Below are 18,780 nucleotides of genomic sequence, written 5' to 3'. Positions count from 1 at the left end.
AATCACGACAATCGAGGTGCCGGACCGTGACATCCCATCCGCAACTCCAGACGCTCGCGCAGTGGATCGGACCGGGCGCATGGCGCGCCAGCCTGCCCCATAGCGACCCGCACCACGTGTTCCTCTGGGTCACCCGCGGCCAGGGGCGCTGCCTGGTGGGCGGACGGCGGCGCGGGCTGGCGGTGCATACCGCGCTGGTGCTGCCCGCAGGTTCGCTCTTCGCGCTCGACCCCGGCGCGCAAAGCTTTGGCCTGGCCTGCCGCATTCCGCCGCGAACCGGCATCCTCATGCCCGACGAGCCTGTGCTCCTGCGCGTCCGCGACCCGCGCGCGCAGGCCGACCTGACCACGCTGCTGGAAACCATGCAGCGCGAACAGAACGAGGCGCGCGACTTCATGGACGAGGCGATGACCGCCCATGCCCAGCTTCTGACGGTCTGGCTGCGCCGCGCCCTGATCTCCGGCGCCGACGAGGCCCTCGCCCCCACCGCGGCCCATCGCCTGGTCGAGGCCTATGCCGCGCTGATCGAACGGGACTACACCACCGGCGCTTCGATGCAGGATTTCGCCCGGCATCTCGGCGTCACGCCCACGCATCTCAGCCGCGTGTGCAAGTCCACGGCGGGGTTGACGGCCTCGGCCATGCTGACGGGCCGCGTCCTGCACGCCGCCCGCAACCTGCTCGAAACCACCGACCGCGCCGCCAACCAGGTTGCCGCCGATCTCGGTTTCAGCAGCGCCGCCTATTTCTCGCGCTTCATCCTGCGCCATACAGGCAAGTCGCCCTCGGACCTGCGCCGCGCCGCCCCGCGCAAGGCCGCCTGAAACGGCGCCGGTCACGCGTATTTCAGCACCACCCGGTTGATTTCCGCGCAGCCGGGATGGAAAGTGAGACCTGACGCCTCATTTATTCCCGCACCGCTCGTTGCAAGGCCCATGCCCATGTCCTCACGCCCCCCTCTTCCGCTTCATCCCGCCCTGCCCGCGCTCAACCGCGCGCTGAGGCGCGGGGCGATGGACCGGCGCGAATTCCTGACCCGCGCCTGTGGCCTGGGCCTCTCCGCGCCGCTGGCCCTGTCCATGGCCGGCCTGCCGGCACCTACGCGCGCGCAGGACAGCGCTGGCATCGTCCCGGGCGGCACCCTGCGCATCCAGCAGAACGTCAAGGCGCTCACCGACCCCCGCACCTATGACTGGAGCGAGATGGGCAACCAGACACGGGGGTTCCTGGAATACCTGGTGGAATACGGCCGCGACGGCACCGTGCGCGGGATGCTCCTGGAAAACTGGGACGTGAACGCCGACGCGACAGAGTATCGCCTGAACGTGCGCGGCGGCGTGACGTGGAACAACGGCGATCCCTTCACCGCCCGTGACGTGGCCCGCAACCTCGAACGCTGGTGCGATGCCTCGGTCGAGGGCAACTCGATGGCCTCTCGCCTCAGGGGCCTGTGCGACCCCGACTCCGGGCTGATCCGCGCGGGTGCCGTGCGCGTGGTCGATGACACCGCGCTCGTCCTCACGCTCGCCAGCCCCGATATCGCGCTCATGGCCAACCTGTCGGATTATCCCGCGGCGGTGATGCATTCCAGCTATGACGATGGCGACCCGTTCGAGCATGGCATCGGCACCGGCCCCTTCCGGCCGGTCGAACTAACCGTGGGCCAGCGCTGCGTGCTGGAGCGCAACAGCGATCACCGCTGGTGGGGCACCGACGTGCTGGGCGGGCCTTACCTGGACCGGGTCGAGTTCATCGACCTGGGCACGAACCCGTCCAACTGGATCGACGCCGCGGAGGGCGACCGCATCGACCTGCTCTACGAATCCGTCGGCCATTTCATCGAGGTGCTCGACGCCATCGGATGGACCCGGACCGAAACCGAAAGCACTGCCACCGTCGTGATCCGCGGCAATGCCCGGGCCGAGCTTGAGGGCACGCGGCCCTATGCCGACCCGGTCCTGCGCCGGGCGTTGGCGCTCGCGGTCCGCAACGAAACCTGCCTCGAGCTTGGCTATTCCGGCTATGGTACCGTGGCGGCCAACGACCATGTCAGCCCGGTTCACCCCGCCCATGCCGATCTTGGCCCGGCCCCGTTCGACGCCGCCAAGGCCCGCGCCGACCTCGAAGAGATCGGGATGTTGGGTTATGCGCACGAGCTGATCACCGTCGATGACGAATGGCAGCGCAACACCGCCGACGCCGTCGTCGCCCAACTGCGGGACGCCGGTCTGACGGTCCAGCGCACGGTGCAACCCGGCGTCACCTTCTGGCAGAACTGGCGCGACTACCCGTTCTCGGTCACCCAGTGGAATCACCGCCCCCTTGGCGTGCAGGTGCTGGACCTTGCCTACCGTTCGGATGCCGTGTGGAACGAGACCGGCTTTGCCAACGCCGAGTTCGACCGCCTGCTGGACCGCGCCATGTCGATGCCCGACGTGGACACAAGGCGGCAGACAATGGAACGCCTGCAATCCATCCTGCGCGCGGAGGGCGTGATCATCCAGCCCTACTGGCGCACGCTCTACAATCACCACAATGGCCGCCTGGCGGGGGCCGAGAAACACCCCTCGAACGAGATCCACCTGCACAAGATCGGCTTTACCGGCTGATCGCGGCGCGGACCCACAGCCACGACATCCCGAAAGGCCACCCCATGAAGATAACCCGCTCCGGCACCAACCCCTCCAAGCCCGGCCCGGACGAGTATTTCACCGGCACCGTGCGGCTCGATCCGCTCTTCACCGCCGAGGCGCCGGGTCGCTCCGTTGGTCTTCATGTCACCTTCGAGCCCGGTGCGCGCACCGCCTGGCACACCCATCCCGCCGGCCAGACCCTGATCGTCACCTTCGGGCAGGGTCGCGTCCAGCGCGAGGGCGGCCCGGTCGAGGAGATCCGGCAAGGCGATGTGGTCTGGTTCCCGGCGGGCGAAAAGCACTGGCACGGCGCGTCGCCCGACACGGCCATGAGCCATATCGCCATTCAGGAAAGCATCGACGGCAGTGCCGTGACGTGGATGGAAAAGGTCACCGACGACGACTACGACGGCTAGACCGCGCGGCGCGGCCTACTGCCCGTAGATGATCTTCACGTAGTTGCGGGTTTCCTTGTAGGGCGGAATGCCCTTGTATTTCTCGACAGCCTTCGGCCCCGCATTATAGGCCGCCAGCGCCAGGCGCCAGGACTTGAAGGTGCGGTACTGCTCGGCCAGGTACCGCGCCCCGCCATCGAGATTCTGGTGCGGGTCGTTGGGATCCACCCCCAGATAGTTCGCCGTGCCGGGCATCAGCTGCGCCAGCCCGATGGCACCCTTGTGCGACACGGCGCGCGGGTTCCAGCCCGATTCCTGCTGCACCAGCCGCAGGAAAAGGTTTTCCGGAATCCCGTGGCGGCGCGCCGAATCCTTGGCGACGTTCAGGAACTGCCCCTTGTATTTTCCGCTGTAACCGACCGCCGGCACGGCCTCGTCCCATTTGCTGGGGGTGTGGACCTTTTGCGGCTGCAACCGCACCGAGGCGTTGTATTGCTGCTTGGCCCGGGTATCCAGCACCCGCGTCTGCGAGCTGAAGACCCGCTGTTTGCCCTTGGTCGAGAGAATATCCGCCGTGGCCGCCATCGGCCATGCCAGTGACGCGCAGGTCACTGCAATCGCGAGCTTCCGCATTCTGGTTACCGTCCCTTGCTGTCCCACTACGATCCTCCGGTGCCTTGTGTCCCAGGGCCCGGTTCGAACCGTCTCGGGGCGCACTATACCGAACTCGGCTCAAATTGCCAGACTTCCGCTCCGCATTGCGGTCCGGCACCGCCCGCCTTGGATCTTCCCTGAATTTTAGCCTTTTCTTCATGCCTTCGGGGTGATGTAAGGTGAACGTTAACCAAGAGACCGCAGCAGGAGGGCGCCATGGCCGGTTCCGTCAACAAAGTCATTCTCATCGGAAACCTGGGGCGCGACCCCGAAGTGCGCACGTTCCAAAACGGCGGCAAGGTGTGCAACCTGCGCATCGCCACGTCCGAGAACTGGAAGGACCGCAACACCGGCGAGCGGCGCGAACGCACCGAATGGCACACCGTGGCGATCTTCAACGAGGCGCTCGTGCGGCTGGCCGAGCAATACCTGAAGAAAGGCTCCAAGGTCTATATCGAGGGCAAGCTGGAAACCCGCAAATGGCAGGACCAGTCGGGCCAGGACCGCTATTCGACCGAGGTCGTGCTGCGCCCCTATGCCGGCGAGATGACCTTTCTCGACGGCCGCGACAGCGGCGGCGGCGGTGGTGGTGGCAGCTATGGCGGCGGCAGCGGCGGCGGCTATGACCAGGATTACGGCGGCGGGCCGTCCGGCCCGTCCGACCAGGGCCGCTCGCAACCTTCGCCCTCGCGCGATTACGACGACGAGATCCCGTTCTGATCGGGCTCTGACCGATGCTGTCCTCTCTTTCACCCGAGGGGCAGGCTTCGGTCACCGTCGTCACCTGCCTGGCGGTGGCCTATTTCATGCTCTATCCCGCCCTGCGCCCGCGCCGCGCCTCGCGCATGGCGGTGTACGATCTTGGCGTGACGGGCGTGATGCTGCTGGTCAACGGCTGGCTTTTCGGGGGCACCGGCACGCGCTTTTCGCTCTGGTTGTTCGACACGAACTGGGTCGTCTTCACCATCGTCGTCGCCTTGGTCATCGAGACGCCGCTGATGCTGTGGTATGTCCGCCGCACCGGCATGACCTGGGACTGATCCGCTACCAGACCCACTCGATCACGCTCAGCACCACGAAGACCGGCACCGACAGCGCCACCGCCACCAGCCCCGCGGCATAGGCCGTGGGCCGCACGCTGGGCGCGGTCACGCCGCGCACCGAGGGGGTCTTCTTCGCCATGACCGGGATTAACCATGATTTAGGTTATCACCGCCTTAATGGCGGCCATGTCTTTGACCTGGACCCCTCGCGACACCGCCCCCGATCCGCCCGGCCCTTGCGCGCTGCACCAGCACCCGCGCTACGGCGCCGCCATGCGGGCCATCGGGGCCGATGTCCGGTGGTATGTGCTGGCCCGTGGTGCGCGCACGCTTGGCACCGCGCAAATCCTGCGCCGCCGCTTTGGCCCATTGCGTCTGACATGGCTCCCGCGCGGGCCGGTGCTGGCCCCCGGCACCGAACCCGGCGCGGCCATGCTGCCCCTGCCCGGCCCCTCCGTTGTTCAGCCGGACACGCCCGCCACCGCCCGCCTCTACCGCTTACACGGCTATCGCGCCCTGCTCACCCCGGCCCACGTCGCCGAACTGGACCTCACGACAGACCCCGGGACCCTCTTGGCCGGCCTGCACGGCAAATGGCGCAACCGCCTGCGCGCCGGGCAATCCGGCCCCCTGCGCACGCATGATCGCCCGTTCGATCCCGAACGCGACGCCGACCTGCTGACCCTCGACCGGCACCAGCAACGCGCCCGTGGCTATCGCGCCCTCCCGCCGGGCTTCACGCTTGCCTTTGCCGCAACCCACCGGCAGGCCACGCGCCTTTTCACCGCCAATGACCGCGCTGGCATGCTGGCCTACCTGCTCTTCCTCCTGCACGGGCAAACCGCCACATACCATATCGGCTGGGCCGCCCCCGCCGCGCGCAAGTCGCACGCCCATACCCTCCTGATGTGGCAGGCCATCACGCACCTCGCCGGTCGCGGAGTCACCCGGCTCGACCTCGGCCCCATCGACACCGAGGCCGCCCCCGGCCTCGCCCGGTTCAAGCTGGGCACCGGCGCCACAGCACGCCCCCTAGGCCCCACGCTCCTGCGGCTTTTGCCGCACCGCGGCGCGCCCATCGCCGCGTAACACCTTTTTCCCTCTGGCAATTGACGCGCAAAGCCCTTAGGGCCACCACCAAACCACCAAGGATACCCCAATGGACCTGCGCAATATCGCAATCATCGCCCACGTCGACCACGGCAAGACCACCCTCGTGGACGAGCTCCTGAAGCAGTCGGGCGCCTTCCGCGCCGGACAGGCCGTGGCCGAACGCGCGATGGACAGCAACGACCTGGAGCGCGAGCGCGGCATTACCATCCTGGCCAAGGCCACATCGGTGGAGTGGAAGAAGACCCGCATCAACATCGTCGACACCCCCGGCCACGCCGATTTCGGCGGCGAGGTCGAGCGCATCCTCAGCATGGTCGACGGCGTGGTCCTGCTCGTCGACGCCGCCGAAGGCCCGATGCCGCAGACCAAGTTCGTCACCTCCAAGGCGCTCGCCCTCGGTCTGCGCCCCATCGTGGTGCTCAACAAGGTCGACAAGCCCGATGCCGAGCCCGACCGCGCACTCGACGAATGCTTCGACCTCTTCGCCGCGCTGGATGCGGACGAAGACCAGCTCGATTTCCCGCATATGTACGCCTCCGGTCGTTCCGGCTGGGCCGATCACGAGCTCGACGGCCCGCGCAAGGACCTGACCGCGCTATTCGACCTCATCGTCAATCACGTCCCCGCCCCCAAGCAGGTCAAGAAGGCCGACGAGGATTTCCGCATGCTGGCCGTGACCCTTGGCGCCGACCCCTTCGTGGGCCGCCTGCTGACCGGCCGCGTCGAATCGGGCCGGCTCAAGGTCGGCGCCACCGTGCAGGCGCTCAGCCGCATCGGCCAAAAGATCGAACAGTTCCGCGTGACCAAGATCCAGGCCTTCCGCGGCCTTACGCTTCAGGACATCGACGAAGCCGCGGCGGGCGATATCGTCAGCCTTGCCGGCATGTCCAAGGCCACCGTGGCCGACACGATCTGCGCGCTGGCAGTCGAGGAACCGCTCTCGGCCCAGCCCATCGATCCGCCCACCATCTCGGTCACCTTCGGCATCAACGACAGCCCGCTCGCGGGCCGCGACGGCAAGAAGGTGCAGTCCCGCGTCATCCGCGAACGCCTGATGAAAGAGGCCGAAACCAACGTCGCCATCAAGGTCACCGACACGCCGGGCGGCGAGGCGTTCGACGTCGCGGGCCGCGGCGAATTGCAGATGGGCGTCCTGATCGAGAACATGCGCCGCGAAGGTTTCGAGCTCAGCATTTCCCGCCCCCGCGTCCTGATGCGCGAAGGCGAGAACGGCGAACAGCTTGAACCCATCGAGGAAGTCACCATCGATGTCGACGACGACCATTCCGGCGCCGTGATCGAGAAACTGACCGGCGCCCGCAAGGGCGAAATGACCGAGATGAAGCCCGCGGGTGCGGGCAAGACACGCATCATCGCGCTTGTCCCGTCGCGCGGCCTCATCGGCTATCACGGGGAATTCCTGACCGACACGCGCGGTACCGGCGTTCTGAACCGCGTGTTCCACGGCTGGGCGCCGCACAAGGGCCCGATCCCGGGCCGCCGCGCCGGTGTGCTGATTTCGATGGAATCCGGCGAGGCCGTCGCCTATGCGCTGTGGAACCTCGAAGAGCGCGGCCGCATGTTCATCGGCCCGCAGGAAAAGATCTACCAGGGCATGATCATCGGCGAGCACAGCCGCGAGAACGACCTGGAAGTGAACCCGCTGAAAGGCAAGAAGCTGACCAACGTCCGGGCCTCGGGCACCGACGAGGCCGTGCGCCTGACCCCGCATGTCCAGATGTCGCTGGAAGAGGCCATCGCCTATATCGACGATGACGAACTGGTCGAGGTCACGCCCAATGCCCTGCGCCTGCGCAAGCGCCACCTCGATCCGCATGAGCGCAAGCGCGCGGCCAAAACCGCGTAACGCATGGCCGATAAACCCCTCAAACTGACCCGCGCCGACTGGGCCAAAGACGCCGACAGCTGGGCGGGTCATTTCGAGGGCAAGGATCTCGGCACCGACATCACCGTACTGTTCGTCGAGTTCGAAGAGCCGGGTCAAGGTCCGCCCCTGCATACGCACCCGTATGACGAAGTGTTCATCCTCCGCGAAGGCTGCGCCCGCTATACCATCGGCGACGAGGTGATCGAGGCCGAGGCGGGCGATGTCCTGCGCGCCCCCGCCGGAGTGCCACATACCTTCGTCAATCTTGGCCCCGGGCGGCTGGTGTCGACGGATATCCACCTAAGCCCCGAATGGATCCAGACCGACTTGGAATAAGACGCGTCACGGCGCGACCGCGATCCGCCCGACAACCTCCAGCCCGTTATCCGTGCGCCGGGTCACGATGATCTCGCCCGATGTGGTGCCTGTGCCGCTCAGTTCCGACACGTTCACCTGGTGCGTGATCAACAAAAGCCGGGCATCTTCGGGCATCTTGGAAATCCGCGCCATGACCTCCGCCGCCTGACGCTCCGGGTCGCCCTGCCCCGCGAAATGCGAATTGAGCGCGGGGAATTCCTCGGGCGTGCCCATGTCCAGCAACTCTGCCGTCTCAACACATCGGCACCACTGGCTCGTCCATACGGCATCGAATTGAACGCCCACCTCGCGCATCGCCGCGCCGATCTGCCTTGCCTGCTCACGCCCCCGGGAATCCAGATTCCGCTGCGTGCTGCAATCTTCGAGGTCGAAGCTCGCCGGATCGCCCACGCCCGGCGCCAGCGCGTGCCGCATCAAGGCCACCGTGCCCGGCTCTTTCAGCAGGCTCCAGTCCTGCGCGGCCACGGCCCCCGGCAGGATCAGCATCAGGATCAGGGAAATCAGTCGCATCGGCACCTCCGTTGGGATCGACGGAGAGCCTAGCTCGCCACGTCCTGCGGTCCAGCCCGTGCGACGCTATCGCCCACTGCGACCCGCCCCGGTTTCAGCACCCGCGCGCACCACCCGCCATGCCCGCGCATGGCGTTGTAGCCACCAGCCCCAAGTGCTGTTTCCATGCGCGAACAGGGTGCACAGGGTGCCGTGAACTCAATCACGGCCTCGCCGATCCGAACGGGATGATTACGCAAAGCGGTCAGGTTCATGCTCGATACTAGCACGTTGCGCCGCAAAACCTCGGGCGGCACCTCGCCAATCCCGGCCAGCGCCGCGATGACCGGCAGATGCTCGGCCTGGATCAGCGTCAGCGCCCGCTTGCCCTTGCGCGCATGATCGCCCACCAGCCCGGACTCGGTCAAATCCGCCGCTGCGACGCTCACCAGATCGGCCAGCCGCTCGGGACGCAGCCCGATCCACGCCACATGGCCCTCGCCCGCGTGCCGCGCCATGATCTCGGCTAATTGGCCTTTCACTATTCCGAGGTTTCCACGATCACCAGATCACGGTCCGACGCGTTCCGCGCATGGTCCAGCGCCTCTTGGTAGGCGTCCGAGCGATAGCATTCCTCCGCCGCTTCCAGCGTCGGAAATTTCGCCACCACGTTGCGCGCCCGGTCGTTGCCTTCCAGCTGCACGTACCGCGCGCCGCGGGCGATGAAATGCCCGCCATGCGCCTCGATTGCCGGCCCGGCTAGCTTGGCATAGCGGCCATAGGCCTCCTCGTCGGTCACGGTCACATGGGCAATCCACAATGCAGGCATGTCTTTAACTCCTCAAACTCCGTCAACGATGACGATATCGCGCTCGCTCGACGAGGTCGCGATGGGCAGGATGCGCTGATACGCGTCCGAATTGTACCAGTCGAGCGCCGCCTGGTGGTCGGGGAACTCAATGATCACATGCCGCTCCGGGCCGATCCCCTCGACCTGCGTCTGGGTCCCGCCCTTGGCCAGGAACCGCCCGCCGAATTGCTCGGCCAGCGCCACGGTCTGGCTGGCATAGGCCTTGTAATCCTCGGGATCGGTCACGTTGATCCGCGCAATCAGGTAGGCCGCCATGTCGTTCCCCTTCTCAGCCGGGTCTCAGCCCTGCAACACCTGTTCCGCCGCCGCGATGGCGGCCTCGGCATTGTCGGTGCTCGCCGCCCCGCCCTGCGCCATGTCGGGACGGCCGCCGCCGCCCTTGCCGCCCAGTTCCGCCACGGCGGCGCGGACAAGATCGACTGCCGAGAGCGTCTCGGTCAAGTCCTTCGTCACGCCCGCGGCCACGGCGGCCTTGCCGTCGGCATCGGCGATCAGCAGCACCGCGCCCGAGCCGATCCGCGTCTTCATCTCGTCCATCAGCGGCGGCAAATCGCGCCCCGACACGCCCGACAGAACCTGGGCCAGGAACTTCACGCCGTTCACGTCCTTGGCCTCGGGGCCGGCGGCCCCGCCGCCGCCCATGGCCAGTTCCCGCTTCAGCTGCGTCACCTCGTTGGCCAGCGTCTTGCGCTCGTCCATCAGCGCGCGCACACGGGCCAGCACATCGTCCGGCTGCGCCTTCAGTTCCGACGCCAGCGCCGCCATGCGGTGATCCTGCGCGCTCAGGTACTTGAACGCCTCGGGTCCGGTCAGCGCCTCGATCCGGCGCACGCCGGAACTCGACGCGCCTTCGCCCACCATCACGAACAGGCCGATGTCGCCGGTCTGCCGCACATGCGTGCCGCCGCACAGCTCGATAGAATATGTCTGCCCGTCCAGCCCCTTGCCCGAGCCGTCCTCGGAGCCCATCGAGACCACGCGCACCTCGTCGCCGTATTTCTCGCCGAACAACGCCTGCGCCCCGATGGCGCGCGCATCGTCAGGCGTCATGATTCGGGTTTCGACCTTGCCGTTCTGGCGGATATAGGCGTTGACCTCTTCCTCGACCTGCTTGATTTCCTCCAGCGTCAGCCCCTTGCCATGGCTGAAATCGAACCGCAGGCGGTCGGGCGCATTGAGGCTCCCGCGCTGCGCTACGTGATCGCCAAGCGCCTTGCGCAACGCCTCGTGCAACAGGTGCGTGGCCGAGTGGTTCGACCGGATCGCGGTGCGGCGGACGTGATCCACCTCCAGCTTGACCGGGTCGCCCACTTCCAGTTCACCCGCCTCGACGGTCACGAAATGCGCCGACAGGCCCCCGGCCCGTTTCTGCACGTCGCTCACATGCCCGGCAAATCGCGCCTCGCCCGCCTCGCGCGCGCTTTCCAAACTGCGCAAATAGCCGTGGTCAGCCACCTGCCCGCCCGCCTCGGCATAGAACGGTGTCTGGTTCACCACGACCCAGCCGTTGGCCTTGTTCGCGCCCAGCTTGTCCACGGCCTCGCCGTCGACGACGATCGCCTGCACCACGCCCTCGGCCTCTTCGGTGTCATAGCCCAGAAAATCCGTCGCACTGTGCGTATCCGCCAGGTCGAACCATACGGTCGCGTCCGCCGACTCGCCGCTGCCGGACCACGCCGCGCGCGCCTTGGCCTTCTGCTCTTCCATCGCCGCATCGAAACCGGCCACGTCCACCTCGCGGCCCTTCTCGCGCAGCGCATCCTGCGTCAGGTCCAGCGGAAAGCCGTAGGTGTCATAGAGCTTGAACGCCGCCTCGCCCGGCAGCGCCGCGCCATCGCCCAGCTTGCCCAGCTCGTCGTCAAGAAGGCGCAGACCCCGGTCCAGCGTCTGCTTGAACCGCTTCTCCTCCAGCTCCAGCGTTTCCTCGATCAGCGGCTGCGCCCGGCCCAGCTCGGGAAAGGCCTGCCCCATCAGCCCCACCAGGTTCGGCACCAGCCGGTACATCACCGGGTCCTGCGCGCCCAGGAGGTGCGCGTGCCGCATCGCCCGCCGCATGATCCTGCGCAGCACGTAACCGCGCCCTTCGTTCGACGGCATCACTCCGTCGGCAATCAGGAACGACGTCGAGCGCAAATGATCCGCGATCACCCGGTGGTGCACGTTGCCCGGCCCGTCCGGCGCCCCGTCGGTCACATGCGCGCTCGCCTCGATCAGGCTGCGCATCAGGTCCGTGTCGTAATTGTCGTGCTTGCCCTGCAACAGCGCGCCGATCCGCTCCAGCCCCATGCCGGTATCGATCGACTGCATGTCCAGGTCCACCTGGCTGCCATCCTCGAACCGCTCGTTCTGCATGAAGACGAGGTTCCAGATCTCGATGAACCGATCGCCATCCTCTTCCGGGCTGCCCGGAGGACCGCCCCAGATCTCGGGACCATGGTCATAAAAGATCTCGGTACAAGGCCCGCACGGCCCAGTGGCACCCATCGACCAGAAATTGTCATCCGTGGCGATGCGGATGATCCGGTCATCGCTGAGGCCGGCATGCTTCTTCCAGATCTCCGCCGCCTCGTCGTCGGTGTGATAGACCGTGACCAGCAGCTTCGACTTGTCGATCCCGAAATCCTTGGTCAGCAGGTCCCACGCATAGGGAATCGCCTCGCGCTTGAAATAGTCGCCGAAGCTGAAGTTCCCCAGCATCTCGAAAAACGTGTGGTGCCGCGCGGTATAACCGACATTGTCGAGGTCATTGTGCTTGCCCCCCGCCCGCACGCATTTCTGGCTGGTGGTGGCGCGGGAATAATCGCGTTTCTCCACCCCCGTGAACAGGTTCTTGAACTGCACCATGCCCGAATTGGTGAACATCAATGTCGGGTCGTTGCGCGGCACAAGCGGGCTGCTCGGCACCACCTCGTGGCCGTTGCGTTCAAAGAAACTAAGGAAGGTCGAGCGGATCTCGTTGAGCGTGGGCATGAAGGTCTGGTCCGAAGGCAAAAGTTGCGTCGAACCCGTGTAACGCCAAGCCTTTTGACTGTCCACAGAAGGTGGGAATTTGAACCTGTCCCGTCTCTCGCGCGACTCAAGGTCGACATCACACGTCAGACATCGCAACCGCAAAACAAGGAGAGACCCGTGATGAAATCCTTCTCAATGGCCAGCCTCGGCCTGATCCTCGCCACCGTTGTTGCAGCACCCGCCACCGCCGCGGATTTCGTGACCAAGACAGAGGTGGCGCGCGCGGGCGGTTATGACATACCGCTGAAGGACGGCTCGACGGCGCGGATCGTCGACATTCGTCCGCCTGCCAAAAATTTCAAGACGTGCCGAGTCGATATCGCTTCGATCAAGACTCTGGCTCAAAAGGCGCAGGACCGTCAGCAATACGGGCACGTTCCGATCCGGTTGCGCGCCCGCATGGACGGGATCGGCAACTTTTTCTGCTACGGTCAGGGCAATGGCTGCATGGTCATCGTAATGGTGCCCACGCCACACGCCTGACCCGTCGCACCCGACCGGGCCTGCCGCCATCCGGAAAAACGAGGAAAGGCCACCCCGTCGGATGGCCTTTGCCCGGATATTCTCCGCCACCCGTCGGTGGCGCGGGCCCTTTCCGGAGTGGGCCGTCTCCGTTCCGTCAGTCGTCCAGTACGTCCTCGGCGGTCTCGTCCGCGCCGCCCGGAATGTTGAAATCAAGGCCATGCGCGCCACGGATCTTGTCCTCGATCTCGTAGGCGATCTTCTTGTTTTCCTTCAGGAAGTTCTTGGCATTCTCGCGGCCCTGGCCGATGCGCTCGTCGCCATAACTGAACCAGCTGCCGGACTTTTCGACCACGCCGGCCGCGACTCCGAGGTCCAGCAATTCGCCGGTCTTGGACACGCCCTCGCCATACATGATGTCGAACTCGACCTGCTTGAAGGGCGGCGCCACCTTGTTCTTGACCACTTTCACGCGGGTCTGGTTGCCCACCACCTCGTCGCGGTCCTTGATCGAGCCGATCCGGCGAATGTCCAGCCGCACCGAGCTGTAGAACTTGAGCGCGTTGCCGCCCGTCGTCGTCTCGGGGCTACCGAACATGACGCCGATCTTCATGCGGATCTGGTTGATGAAGATCACCGTGCACTTGCTGCGGCTGATCGAGCCGGTCAGCTTGCGCATGGCCTGGCTCATCAGGCGGGCATGCACGCCCACGCTGCTGTCGCCCATGTCGCCTTCCAGCTCCGATTTCGGCGTCAGCGCGGCGACCGAGTCGACCACCACCATGCTCACGGCCCCCGAGCGCACCAGCGTGTCCACGATCTCCAGGCTCTGTTCGCCCGTGTCGGGCTGTGAAATCAACAGCTCGTCCAGATCCACGCCCAGCTTCTTGGCATAGATCGGGTCCAGCGCGTGCTCGGCGTCGACAAAGGCGCAGACGCCGCCCTTCTTCTGTTCCTCGGCCACGCAATGCAGCGTCAGCGTCGTCTTGCCCGAGCTTTCTGGACCGTAGATTTCGACGATCCGGCCCTTGGGCAGCCCGCCGATGCCGAGCGCGATGTCGAGACCCAGCGAGCCGGTCGATGTCGATTCGATGTCCTGCGCCGGGTTGTCGGCGCCCAGTCTCATGATCGACCCCTTGCCGAATTGCCGTTCGATCTGCGCCAGCGCGCTGTCGAGCGCCTTCTGGCGGTCTGCTTTCTTCTTGCTATCCATGTTCAAAAGATCTGCCGTTGCCATACCTGTCATTTCCCTTATTTCACACGCCAGACGGAGCGTCTATCGCTGTCTTCCTGCCGCCCGACCGCTGCTTTCGTTCACCTCTTGTTCCACATGTTATGGAGACAAAAGGAGAACATTTCAATGCATTTGTTCCTTTCCGATGTTTGCAGCGATGGGTTAAAGAGGGGTTACCAAGGGCAGGCAAACGGTCGAAATCTTCTATGCTGGTGTTTTCAAACGAAAAGCTCGTTTTTTTGTCGGTCCCCAAGACCGGGACAACCGCCTACGAGGCCGCCCTTGCGCCGCGCGCGGCCATCGTCGTGCGCCAGCCGCCCGAGCTGAAGCACGCGCCGGTCTTTCGCTACAACCGCTTCTTCCGCCCGGCGATCGAGAAATTCATGGGAGAGGGATTCGACGTGCTCGCGGTGATGCGCGACCCGCTCGACTGGCTGGGCAGCTGGTATCGCTACCGTCAGCGTCCGGGCCAGGAGCAGGCCCGCAATTCCACCCACGGGATCAGCTTCGACGCCTTCGTCACCGAGTACATGAAAGGCAAGCGCGCCGCCTTTGCGCAGGTCGGCTCGCAGACGAAATTCCTCGAGCCGCAGAACAACGGCACCGCGGTCACCCACCTCTTCCGCTACGAGGATCAGGACGGGCTGCGGCGTTTTCTCGAAACCCGTCTCGGGATCGAGATCGAGACGCGGCGCATGAACGCTTCGCCGGACATGGCGCTGTCCCTCTCGGCCGATGTCGAAGCGCGCTACCGCCGGAAATTCGCGGTCGAATACCAGCTCTATGACGGAATCGGCGCGGACGGCGCCTTTGTGCCGCTCGCCAACGGTGTTCTGCCGCCGCATCACTGAAGCACCCATACGCTGCATCGCATGCCCTGCGCAGGACACGCATCCGAAAATGTGTCTCAAGGCAAAGAGCTTGGCCAAGGTCATTCCCTGATGTCTTCGACAGAACTCGTTCCGGAAACCACCAGGATCCCGCCCGCGCCGTTCCGCGCCGTCAGCCCTGGGCCAGCTGATGCTGGACGGTCTCGGTCAGCTCGGTCAGGGAAAAGGGTTTGGGCAGAAAGGTCGAATTCGGAATGCGCGACTGGATCTCGCCGAACGCCTCCTCCGCATAGCCGGACATGAACACGACCTGCGTCTCCGGGCGCTCCTCCAGGGCCTTCAGCACCCAGCTTGGGCCGTCGATCCCCGGCATCACGACGTCGGAGACGAAGACATCGACCTTCAGCGACGTATCCTCCAGAAGGTCGAGCGCTGATTCGGCCGAGTCGGCCTCCAGCACCGTCATCCCGCGCAGCTGCAACGCGCGGCTGGCGAAGGCCCGCACGGGCGCCTCGTCTTCCACCAGCAGCACCACGCCGTCCGTCTTGGCCGCGAGGGCCGGCGCCGGGTCCGCCTGGGCCATCGGCGTGTCGACGGTTTCATGGGCCGGAAGCAGCACCTGGAAGGTGGCGCCCTTTCCCTCGTGGCTGTCGACGAAGATGAAACCGCCGGTCTGCTTGACGATCCCGTAGGCCGTCGACAGGCCCAGGCCCGTGCCCTCGCCGGTGCGCTTGGTGGTGAAGAACGGCTCGAACACCTTCTGGATCTTGTCCTGTGAAATCCCCTGCCCCTCGTCCGTGACGCTGACGCGCACATAGCGGCCCGGCGCCACCACCGCGCGGTCGCGGCGCAGCGGTTCGTCCAGCGTGACATTCTCTGTGGCGATGCGGATGTCGCCGCCCTCCGGCATGGCATCGCGGGCGTTCACCACGAGGTTCATCAGCACCTGCTCCAGCTGCCGCTTGTCGGCGCGGATCGACCACAGGGTCGGGTCGTGGCTGAGCGACAGGATCACCCTCTCGCCCACCAGCCGGTTCAGAAGATGCGTCAGTTCCGACAGCATGTCTCGCAGGTCCATGACCTCGGGGCGCAGCGTCTGTTTGCGCGAATAGGCCAGCAGCTGGCTGACCAGGGCGGCGGCCCGATTGGCGTTCTGGTTGATCTGCACAAGGTCGCCGTAATCCGGATCGCCCTGGTCGTGGCGCAGCAACAGCAGGTCGCAATGCCCCGCGATGGCGGTCAGCAGGTTGTTGAAATCATGCGCCACGCCGCCGGCCAGTTGCCCGATGGCCTGCATCTTCTGGCTTTGCACGAACTGCTCTTCCAGGGTCTTCAGCTTGGTCGCGTCGTTCAGCACCGCGATCAGAACCGTCTCGCCCGCCTCCATCGCGCGGTTGAGCGTGACCTGGACGAAGGTCTCGCGGTCGTCGCGCCTGACCCGCAGGAATTCCGAATGCACCCCGCCCCGGCCGGCCGCCGCGTCATCGAGCCAGTCCGGGATCGACCGGCCGAGCCCCTCCATCAGGTCCGACAGCGTCTTGCCGCAGCACGCCTCGGCGCCCAGAAGGTCCCGCGCCGGGCGGTTCGAGATCTGAACCTCGCCGTTGCGCGCCAGTTTCAGCAGCGGCACCGGCAATTCGTCGAAGAACGCCCAACCGTCCGGCTGTCGCTCGGTCGGCGCCACGCCCGGCAGCAGGAACACCTCGCGCCGGCCGGCCACGCCCTCCAGCTCGACGACGAGGCAGGCCGTCAGCCCCTGCGCGGTGGTGATGTCGTTGATCTGGCCCGAGCGCAGGGGCATTTTGGGAAAGATACGGTCGAGCGTGCGCGCCCGTTCACCCACCAGCTCACGTGCCGCGGAATTCATGAACAGAACCGCCCCGCCCCGGCCCACCGTCAGCATCGGCAGCGGGACCGGATCGGCCTCGCGCGAGGGGCGGTCGGCGGATTTTTCGATCCGCCAGATATAGCGGTCCGCCGCCGCGCGGTGCACGCTCAGCCGCAGATGTCCCGCCCGCGTGACCACATCCTCATGCGCCGAGCCGCGCAGGTCGGCCCGGCTTTCCAGGCGGTAGAGGATCGGGCCGGGGTTGGCGACGGTGTGCTTCAGCGCCCCGGCCAGCGTGCTGGCCTCGTCGGCCGAAAACGCGGTCTTCGCCGCGCGGTTGGCGTATTGGATGTCGCCGTCGCGCCCGGTCAGGATGGCCGGGGTCGCGTCTTCTCCCAGGAAATCCGCCGCGGCGTCCACAAGGCCCTTGCGAAACCGCGTTTCCGCCGCGTGGACGATGGCGATCCAGAGCGCCGACATCAGCAGGATCGCGCCGAGAAAAAGGCATGCGACCTGCAACCGCGGATCGGGCATCACGAACGCGCCCGCGCCAATCCCCAGCCCCGTCGCCAGAACGGTCCTGGACCGGGGCCTGATCCGCGACGCGGCATCGCGCAAGGGCAGTACGGTTCCGGTAATCGAAGCCAACCGGCAAGTCTCCAGCAATCTATCTCCTGTCGCCTGTCTTAGGCGGCAGGATTTAACGTTAGATTAACGCTGAAACGGCGAACACGTCTAGGTTGCGATTGCCAGAGTCGGCTCCGCTAATGCGGCTTGCGCAGGACCGACAGGAAAAACCCGTCTCCCACCTCCGACACAGGCCAGTGCCGGGTGATCTCCTGCACCCATCCCGAAGACGCGGCCAGAAGGGCGGCCACCTGGTCGGCGTTTTCCTCGTCCAACACCGAACAGGTGGTGTAGGCCAGCATCCCGCCCGGCCGCACCAGCGCCTGCGCCTCCTGCAGGATGCTCCGCTGGGTCCGGCACAGGTCGACCAGACGCTCGGGCGTCAGGGTCCACTTCGCCTCGGGCGTGCGCCGCCAGGTGCCGCTGCCCGAACAGGGCACGTCGCACAGCACGAGGTCGAAGGGCGCCGCCCCCGTCACCCCACCCGCATCGAGCAGGGTCACCGTCACATCGGCGCGCGCGGCGCGCTGCGGCAGGTCGCGCATCCGTTGCGGCGCGGCGTCATGGGCAAACCACGCGCCTTCGATCCGGGCCGCCAGCGCCAGCACCTTGCCGCCGCCGCCTGCGCAGTAATCCAGCGCCCGTGCGCCCGGCGGCACATCCAGCGCGGCCATGGCCGCCTGACTGCTGGTGTCCTGCACTTCCACAAGCCCGTCGAGATAGGCCCGCGACTGCGTCACCCGCCGCGCCCCCTCGGTCACCAGGACCGCGCCCTCGACATCCGGCACCGGATGCAGCGCGATACCCTCTTGCTCCAGCATATCAATGACATAGGCGTCGGTCTTCAGGCCCGGATTGAGCCGCAGGCAGACCGGCGCGCGATGCCGCAGCGCCTCCGCCGCTCGCGCCGCCTCACCGCCGAGACTCGCCGCGAACCGCTCCCACAGCCAGTCCGGCAGGTCGCGCCCCTCCTGCGGCGTCGGCGTCCGGCCCGCATCGCGCTCGCCGGGGTCGAGCGGCGCGGGGGCATGTCCCTCGCCGGAAAAGATCGCATCGGTGTCCTCGCCCGCCCCGCGCAGCAGGCCCAGCATCAGCGCCCGCCCGCCGTTGCCGCCGCCCAAGGCCGCGCAGGACCGCCTGCGGCGCAGCACCGAGAAGACGTGATCGCGCACCGCCGCGCGGTCTTTCGATCCGGCATAGCGCGCCCCGCGCGCCCAGCGGGTCAGCGCCTGTTCGGCGGCCATCCCGCCGGCCACGGCATCGAGCACCTCGATAGCGGCCTGGACCCGGGCCGCCGGGGTCATGTCATCCCCCGGGCCCTGT

At 66.4% G+C, this 18,780-nt stretch carries 20 protein-coding genes; 10 read left to right on the top strand and 10 right to left on the bottom strand.

Annotated features, from left to right (window positions below):
• Positions 1-26: 26 nt before the first annotated feature.
• The 3 genes from ACQY4V_RS07020 (at position 27) to ACQY4V_RS07010 (ending at position 3,049) form a co-directional block, all read left to right on the top strand.
• A complete protein-coding gene (locus ACQY4V_RS07020) occupies positions 27-824 on the top strand; it encodes a helix-turn-helix domain-containing protein (RefSeq protein ID WP_428516135.1) in 798 nt (265 codons plus the stop codon).
• Between the two features lie 117 nt (positions 825-941).
• Entirely contained in the window at positions 942-2,609 is a 1,668-nt protein-coding gene (locus tag ACQY4V_RS07015; RefSeq protein ID WP_428516134.1) for an ABC transporter substrate-binding protein, read from the top strand.
• Positions 2,610-2,653: 44 nt separating this feature from the next.
• Complete coding sequence (locus tag ACQY4V_RS07010) at positions 2,654-3,049, top strand: (R)-mandelonitrile lyase (protein WP_428516133.1); 396 nt, start codon at positions 2,654-2,656, stop codon at positions 3,047-3,049.
• A gap of 15 nt (positions 3,050-3,064) precedes the next feature.
• Here ACQY4V_RS07010 and ACQY4V_RS07005 read toward each other — a convergent pair whose 3' ends face one another.
• Positions 3,065-3,661, bottom strand: a complete 597-nt coding sequence (locus ACQY4V_RS07005) for a lytic transglycosylase domain-containing protein (protein ID WP_428516132.1) — start codon at positions 3,659-3,661, stop codon at positions 3,065-3,067.
• Between the two features lie 237 nt (positions 3,662-3,898).
• On the opposite strand from ACQY4V_RS07005, the gene ssb reads away from it, so the two are divergent.
• Both ssb and ACQY4V_RS06995 read left to right on the top strand, forming a co-directional pair.
• Positions 3,899-4,402, top strand: coding sequence for a single-stranded DNA-binding protein (gene ssb / locus ACQY4V_RS07000; protein ID WP_428516131.1), 504 nt, complete (start codon positions 3,899-3,901; stop codon positions 4,400-4,402).
• Between the two features lie 14 nt (positions 4,403-4,416).
• Complete coding sequence (locus tag ACQY4V_RS06995; protein ID WP_428516130.1) at positions 4,417-4,722, top strand: hypothetical protein; 306 nt, start codon at positions 4,417-4,419, stop codon at positions 4,720-4,722.
• A gap of 4 nt (positions 4,723-4,726) precedes the next feature.
• Here ACQY4V_RS06995 and ACQY4V_RS06990 read toward each other — a convergent pair whose 3' ends face one another.
• Positions 4,727-4,864, bottom strand: coding sequence for a hypothetical protein (locus ACQY4V_RS06990; protein ID WP_428516129.1), 138 nt, complete (start codon positions 4,862-4,864; stop codon positions 4,727-4,729).
• 47 nt (positions 4,865-4,911) lie between these two features.
• On the opposite strand from ACQY4V_RS06990, the gene ACQY4V_RS06985 reads away from it, so the two are divergent.
• The 3 genes from ACQY4V_RS06985 to ACQY4V_RS06975 all read left to right on the top strand — a co-directional run bounded on the left by ACQY4V_RS06985 (position 4,912) and on the right by ACQY4V_RS06975 (position 8,062).
• On the top strand, positions 4,912-5,814 hold the full coding sequence (locus tag ACQY4V_RS06985; RefSeq protein WP_428516128.1) for a GNAT family N-acetyltransferase: 903 nt from the start codon (positions 4,912-4,914) through the stop codon (positions 5,812-5,814).
• A gap of 70 nt (positions 5,815-5,884) precedes the next feature.
• A complete protein-coding gene (gene typA / locus ACQY4V_RS06980; RefSeq protein WP_428516127.1) occupies positions 5,885-7,705 on the top strand; it encodes a translational GTPase TypA in 1,821 nt (606 codons plus the stop codon).
• Between the two features lie 3 nt (positions 7,706-7,708).
• The gene (locus ACQY4V_RS06975; RefSeq protein ID WP_428516126.1) at positions 7,709-8,062 is read left to right on the top strand and encodes a cupin domain-containing protein; all 354 of its coding nucleotides are present in this window, start codon (positions 7,709-7,711) and stop codon (positions 8,060-8,062) included.
• 6 nt (positions 8,063-8,068) lie between these two features.
• Here the strand turns inward: ACQY4V_RS06975 and ACQY4V_RS06970 are convergent, their stop codons facing one another.
• The 5 genes from ACQY4V_RS06970 to alaS are packed head-to-tail and all read right to left on the bottom strand — an operon-like array spanning position 8,069 to position 12,434.
• Positions 8,069-8,614, bottom strand: coding sequence for a histidine phosphatase family protein (locus ACQY4V_RS06970; RefSeq protein ID WP_428516125.1), 546 nt, complete (start codon positions 8,612-8,614; stop codon positions 8,069-8,071).
• Positions 8,615-8,643: 29 nt separating this feature from the next.
• On the bottom strand, positions 8,644-9,111 hold the full coding sequence (locus ACQY4V_RS06965) for an MOSC domain-containing protein (RefSeq protein WP_428517180.1): 468 nt from the start codon (positions 9,109-9,111) through the stop codon (positions 8,644-8,646).
• A gap of 23 nt (positions 9,112-9,134) precedes the next feature.
• Positions 9,135-9,422, bottom strand: a complete 288-nt coding sequence (locus tag ACQY4V_RS06960) for a DUF1330 domain-containing protein (RefSeq protein WP_428516124.1) — start codon at positions 9,420-9,422, stop codon at positions 9,135-9,137.
• 12 nt (positions 9,423-9,434) lie between these two features.
• Positions 9,435-9,719, bottom strand: coding sequence for a DUF1330 domain-containing protein (locus ACQY4V_RS06955; protein WP_428516123.1), 285 nt, complete (start codon positions 9,717-9,719; stop codon positions 9,435-9,437).
• Between the two features lie 24 nt (positions 9,720-9,743).
• Positions 9,744-12,434 carry an alanine--tRNA ligase gene (gene alaS / locus ACQY4V_RS06950; RefSeq protein ID WP_428516122.1) on the bottom strand — a complete coding sequence of 897 codons (2,691 nt, stop codon included), beginning with the start codon at positions 12,432-12,434 and terminating at the stop codon, positions 9,744-9,746.
• Between the two features lie 162 nt (positions 12,435-12,596).
• Here alaS and ACQY4V_RS06945 point away from each other — a divergent pair, with 162 nt between their 5' ends.
• A complete protein-coding gene (locus ACQY4V_RS06945) occupies positions 12,597-12,959 on the top strand; it encodes a hypothetical protein (protein WP_428516121.1) in 363 nt (120 codons plus the stop codon).
• 136 nt (positions 12,960-13,095) lie between these two features.
• Here the strand turns inward: ACQY4V_RS06945 and recA are convergent, their stop codons facing one another.
• Positions 13,096-14,175, bottom strand: coding sequence for a recombinase RecA (recA, locus tag ACQY4V_RS06940; RefSeq protein WP_428516120.1), 1,080 nt, complete (start codon positions 14,173-14,175; stop codon positions 13,096-13,098).
• Positions 14,176-14,378: 203 nt separating this feature from the next.
• Between recA and ACQY4V_RS06935 the strand changes: the two genes are divergently transcribed.
• Positions 14,379-15,023, top strand: a complete 645-nt coding sequence (locus ACQY4V_RS06935; RefSeq protein ID WP_428516119.1) for a gamma-glutamyl kinase — start codon at positions 14,379-14,381, stop codon at positions 15,021-15,023.
• A 151-nt stretch (positions 15,024-15,174) separates the two neighbouring features.
• On the opposite strand, the gene ACQY4V_RS06930 is transcribed toward ACQY4V_RS06935, so the two are convergent.
• Together ACQY4V_RS06930 and ACQY4V_RS06925 are read right to left on the bottom strand one after the other, a co-directional pair.
• On the bottom strand, positions 15,175-17,364 hold the full coding sequence (locus ACQY4V_RS06930) for an ATP-binding protein (protein WP_428517178.1): 2,190 nt from the start codon (positions 17,362-17,364) through the stop codon (positions 15,175-15,177).
• Positions 17,365-17,594: 230 nt separating this feature from the next.
• Positions 17,595-18,761 carry an RsmB/NOP family class I SAM-dependent RNA methyltransferase gene (locus ACQY4V_RS06925; protein ID WP_428516118.1) on the bottom strand — a complete coding sequence of 389 codons (1,167 nt, stop codon included), beginning with the start codon at positions 18,759-18,761 and terminating at the stop codon, positions 17,595-17,597.
• Positions 18,762-18,780 lie beyond the last annotated feature (19 nt).

It is taken from the genome of Roseovarius sp. (assembly GCF_965277045.1).
Lineage (GTDB): Bacteria > Pseudomonadota > Alphaproteobacteria > Rhodobacterales > Rhodobacteraceae > Roseovarius.
The sequence above is the reverse complement of the archived record's forward strand: the minus strand, read 5'-3'. Positions and strand labels throughout refer to the sequence as shown.

What these genes read in the sequence shown, in the direction of transcription:
- ACQY4V_RS06925 (WP_428516118.1), bottom strand. Translation starts at nt 18,761, where the DNA reads ATGACCCCGGCGGCCCGGGTCCAGGCCGCTATCGAGGTGCTCGATGCC.
- ACQY4V_RS07005 (WP_428516132.1), bottom strand. Translation starts at nt 3,661, where the DNA reads ATGCGGAAGCTCGCGATTGCAGTGACCTGCGCGTCACTGGCATGGCCG.
- ACQY4V_RS06995 (WP_428516130.1), top strand. Translation starts at nt 4,417, where the DNA reads ATGCTGTCCTCTCTTTCACCCGAGGGGCAGGCTTCGGTCACCGTCGTC.
- ACQY4V_RS07015 (WP_428516134.1), top strand. Translation starts at nt 942, where the DNA reads ATGTCCTCACGCCCCCCTCTTCCGCTTCATCCCGCCCTGCCCGCGCTC.
- alaS (WP_428516122.1), bottom strand. Translation starts at nt 12,434, where the DNA reads ATGCCCACGCTCAACGAGATCCGCTCGACCTTCCTTAGTTTCTTTGAA.
- ACQY4V_RS06975 (WP_428516126.1), top strand. Translation starts at nt 7,709, where the DNA reads ATGGCCGATAAACCCCTCAAACTGACCCGCGCCGACTGGGCCAAAGAC.
- ssb (WP_428516131.1), top strand. Translation starts at nt 3,899, where the DNA reads ATGGCCGGTTCCGTCAACAAAGTCATTCTCATCGGAAACCTGGGGCGC.
- recA (WP_428516120.1), bottom strand. Translation starts at nt 14,175, where the DNA reads ATGGCAACGGCAGATCTTTTGAACATGGATAGCAAGAAGAAAGCAGAC.
- ACQY4V_RS06930 (WP_428517178.1), bottom strand. Translation starts at nt 17,364, where the DNA reads ATGCCCGATCCGCGGTTGCAGGTCGCATGCCTTTTTCTCGGCGCGATC.
- typA (WP_428516127.1), top strand. Translation starts at nt 5,885, where the DNA reads ATGGACCTGCGCAATATCGCAATCATCGCCCACGTCGACCACGGCAAG.
- ACQY4V_RS06945 (WP_428516121.1), top strand. Translation starts at nt 12,597, where the DNA reads ATGAAATCCTTCTCAATGGCCAGCCTCGGCCTGATCCTCGCCACCGTT.
- ACQY4V_RS07010 (WP_428516133.1), top strand. Translation starts at nt 2,654, where the DNA reads ATGAAGATAACCCGCTCCGGCACCAACCCCTCCAAGCCCGGCCCGGAC.
- ACQY4V_RS06990 (WP_428516129.1), bottom strand. Translation starts at nt 4,864, where the DNA reads ATGGCGAAGAAGACCCCCTCGGTGCGCGGCGTGACCGCGCCCAGCGTG.
- ACQY4V_RS06935 (WP_428516119.1), top strand. Translation starts at nt 14,379, where the DNA reads ATGCTGGTGTTTTCAAACGAAAAGCTCGTTTTTTTGTCGGTCCCCAAG.
- ACQY4V_RS06985 (WP_428516128.1), top strand. Translation starts at nt 4,912, where the DNA reads ATGTCTTTGACCTGGACCCCTCGCGACACCGCCCCCGATCCGCCCGGC.
- ACQY4V_RS06965 (WP_428517180.1), bottom strand. Translation starts at nt 9,111, where the DNA reads ATGGCGCGGCACGCGGGCGAGGGCCATGTGGCGTGGATCGGGCTGCGT.
- ACQY4V_RS06955 (WP_428516123.1), bottom strand. Translation starts at nt 9,719, where the DNA reads ATGGCGGCCTACCTGATTGCGCGGATCAACGTGACCGATCCCGAGGAT.
- ACQY4V_RS06960 (WP_428516124.1), bottom strand. Translation starts at nt 9,422, where the DNA reads ATGCCTGCATTGTGGATTGCCCATGTGACCGTGACCGACGAGGAGGCC.
- ACQY4V_RS06970 (WP_428516125.1), bottom strand. Translation starts at nt 8,614, where the DNA reads ATGCGACTGATTTCCCTGATCCTGATGCTGATCCTGCCGGGGGCCGTG.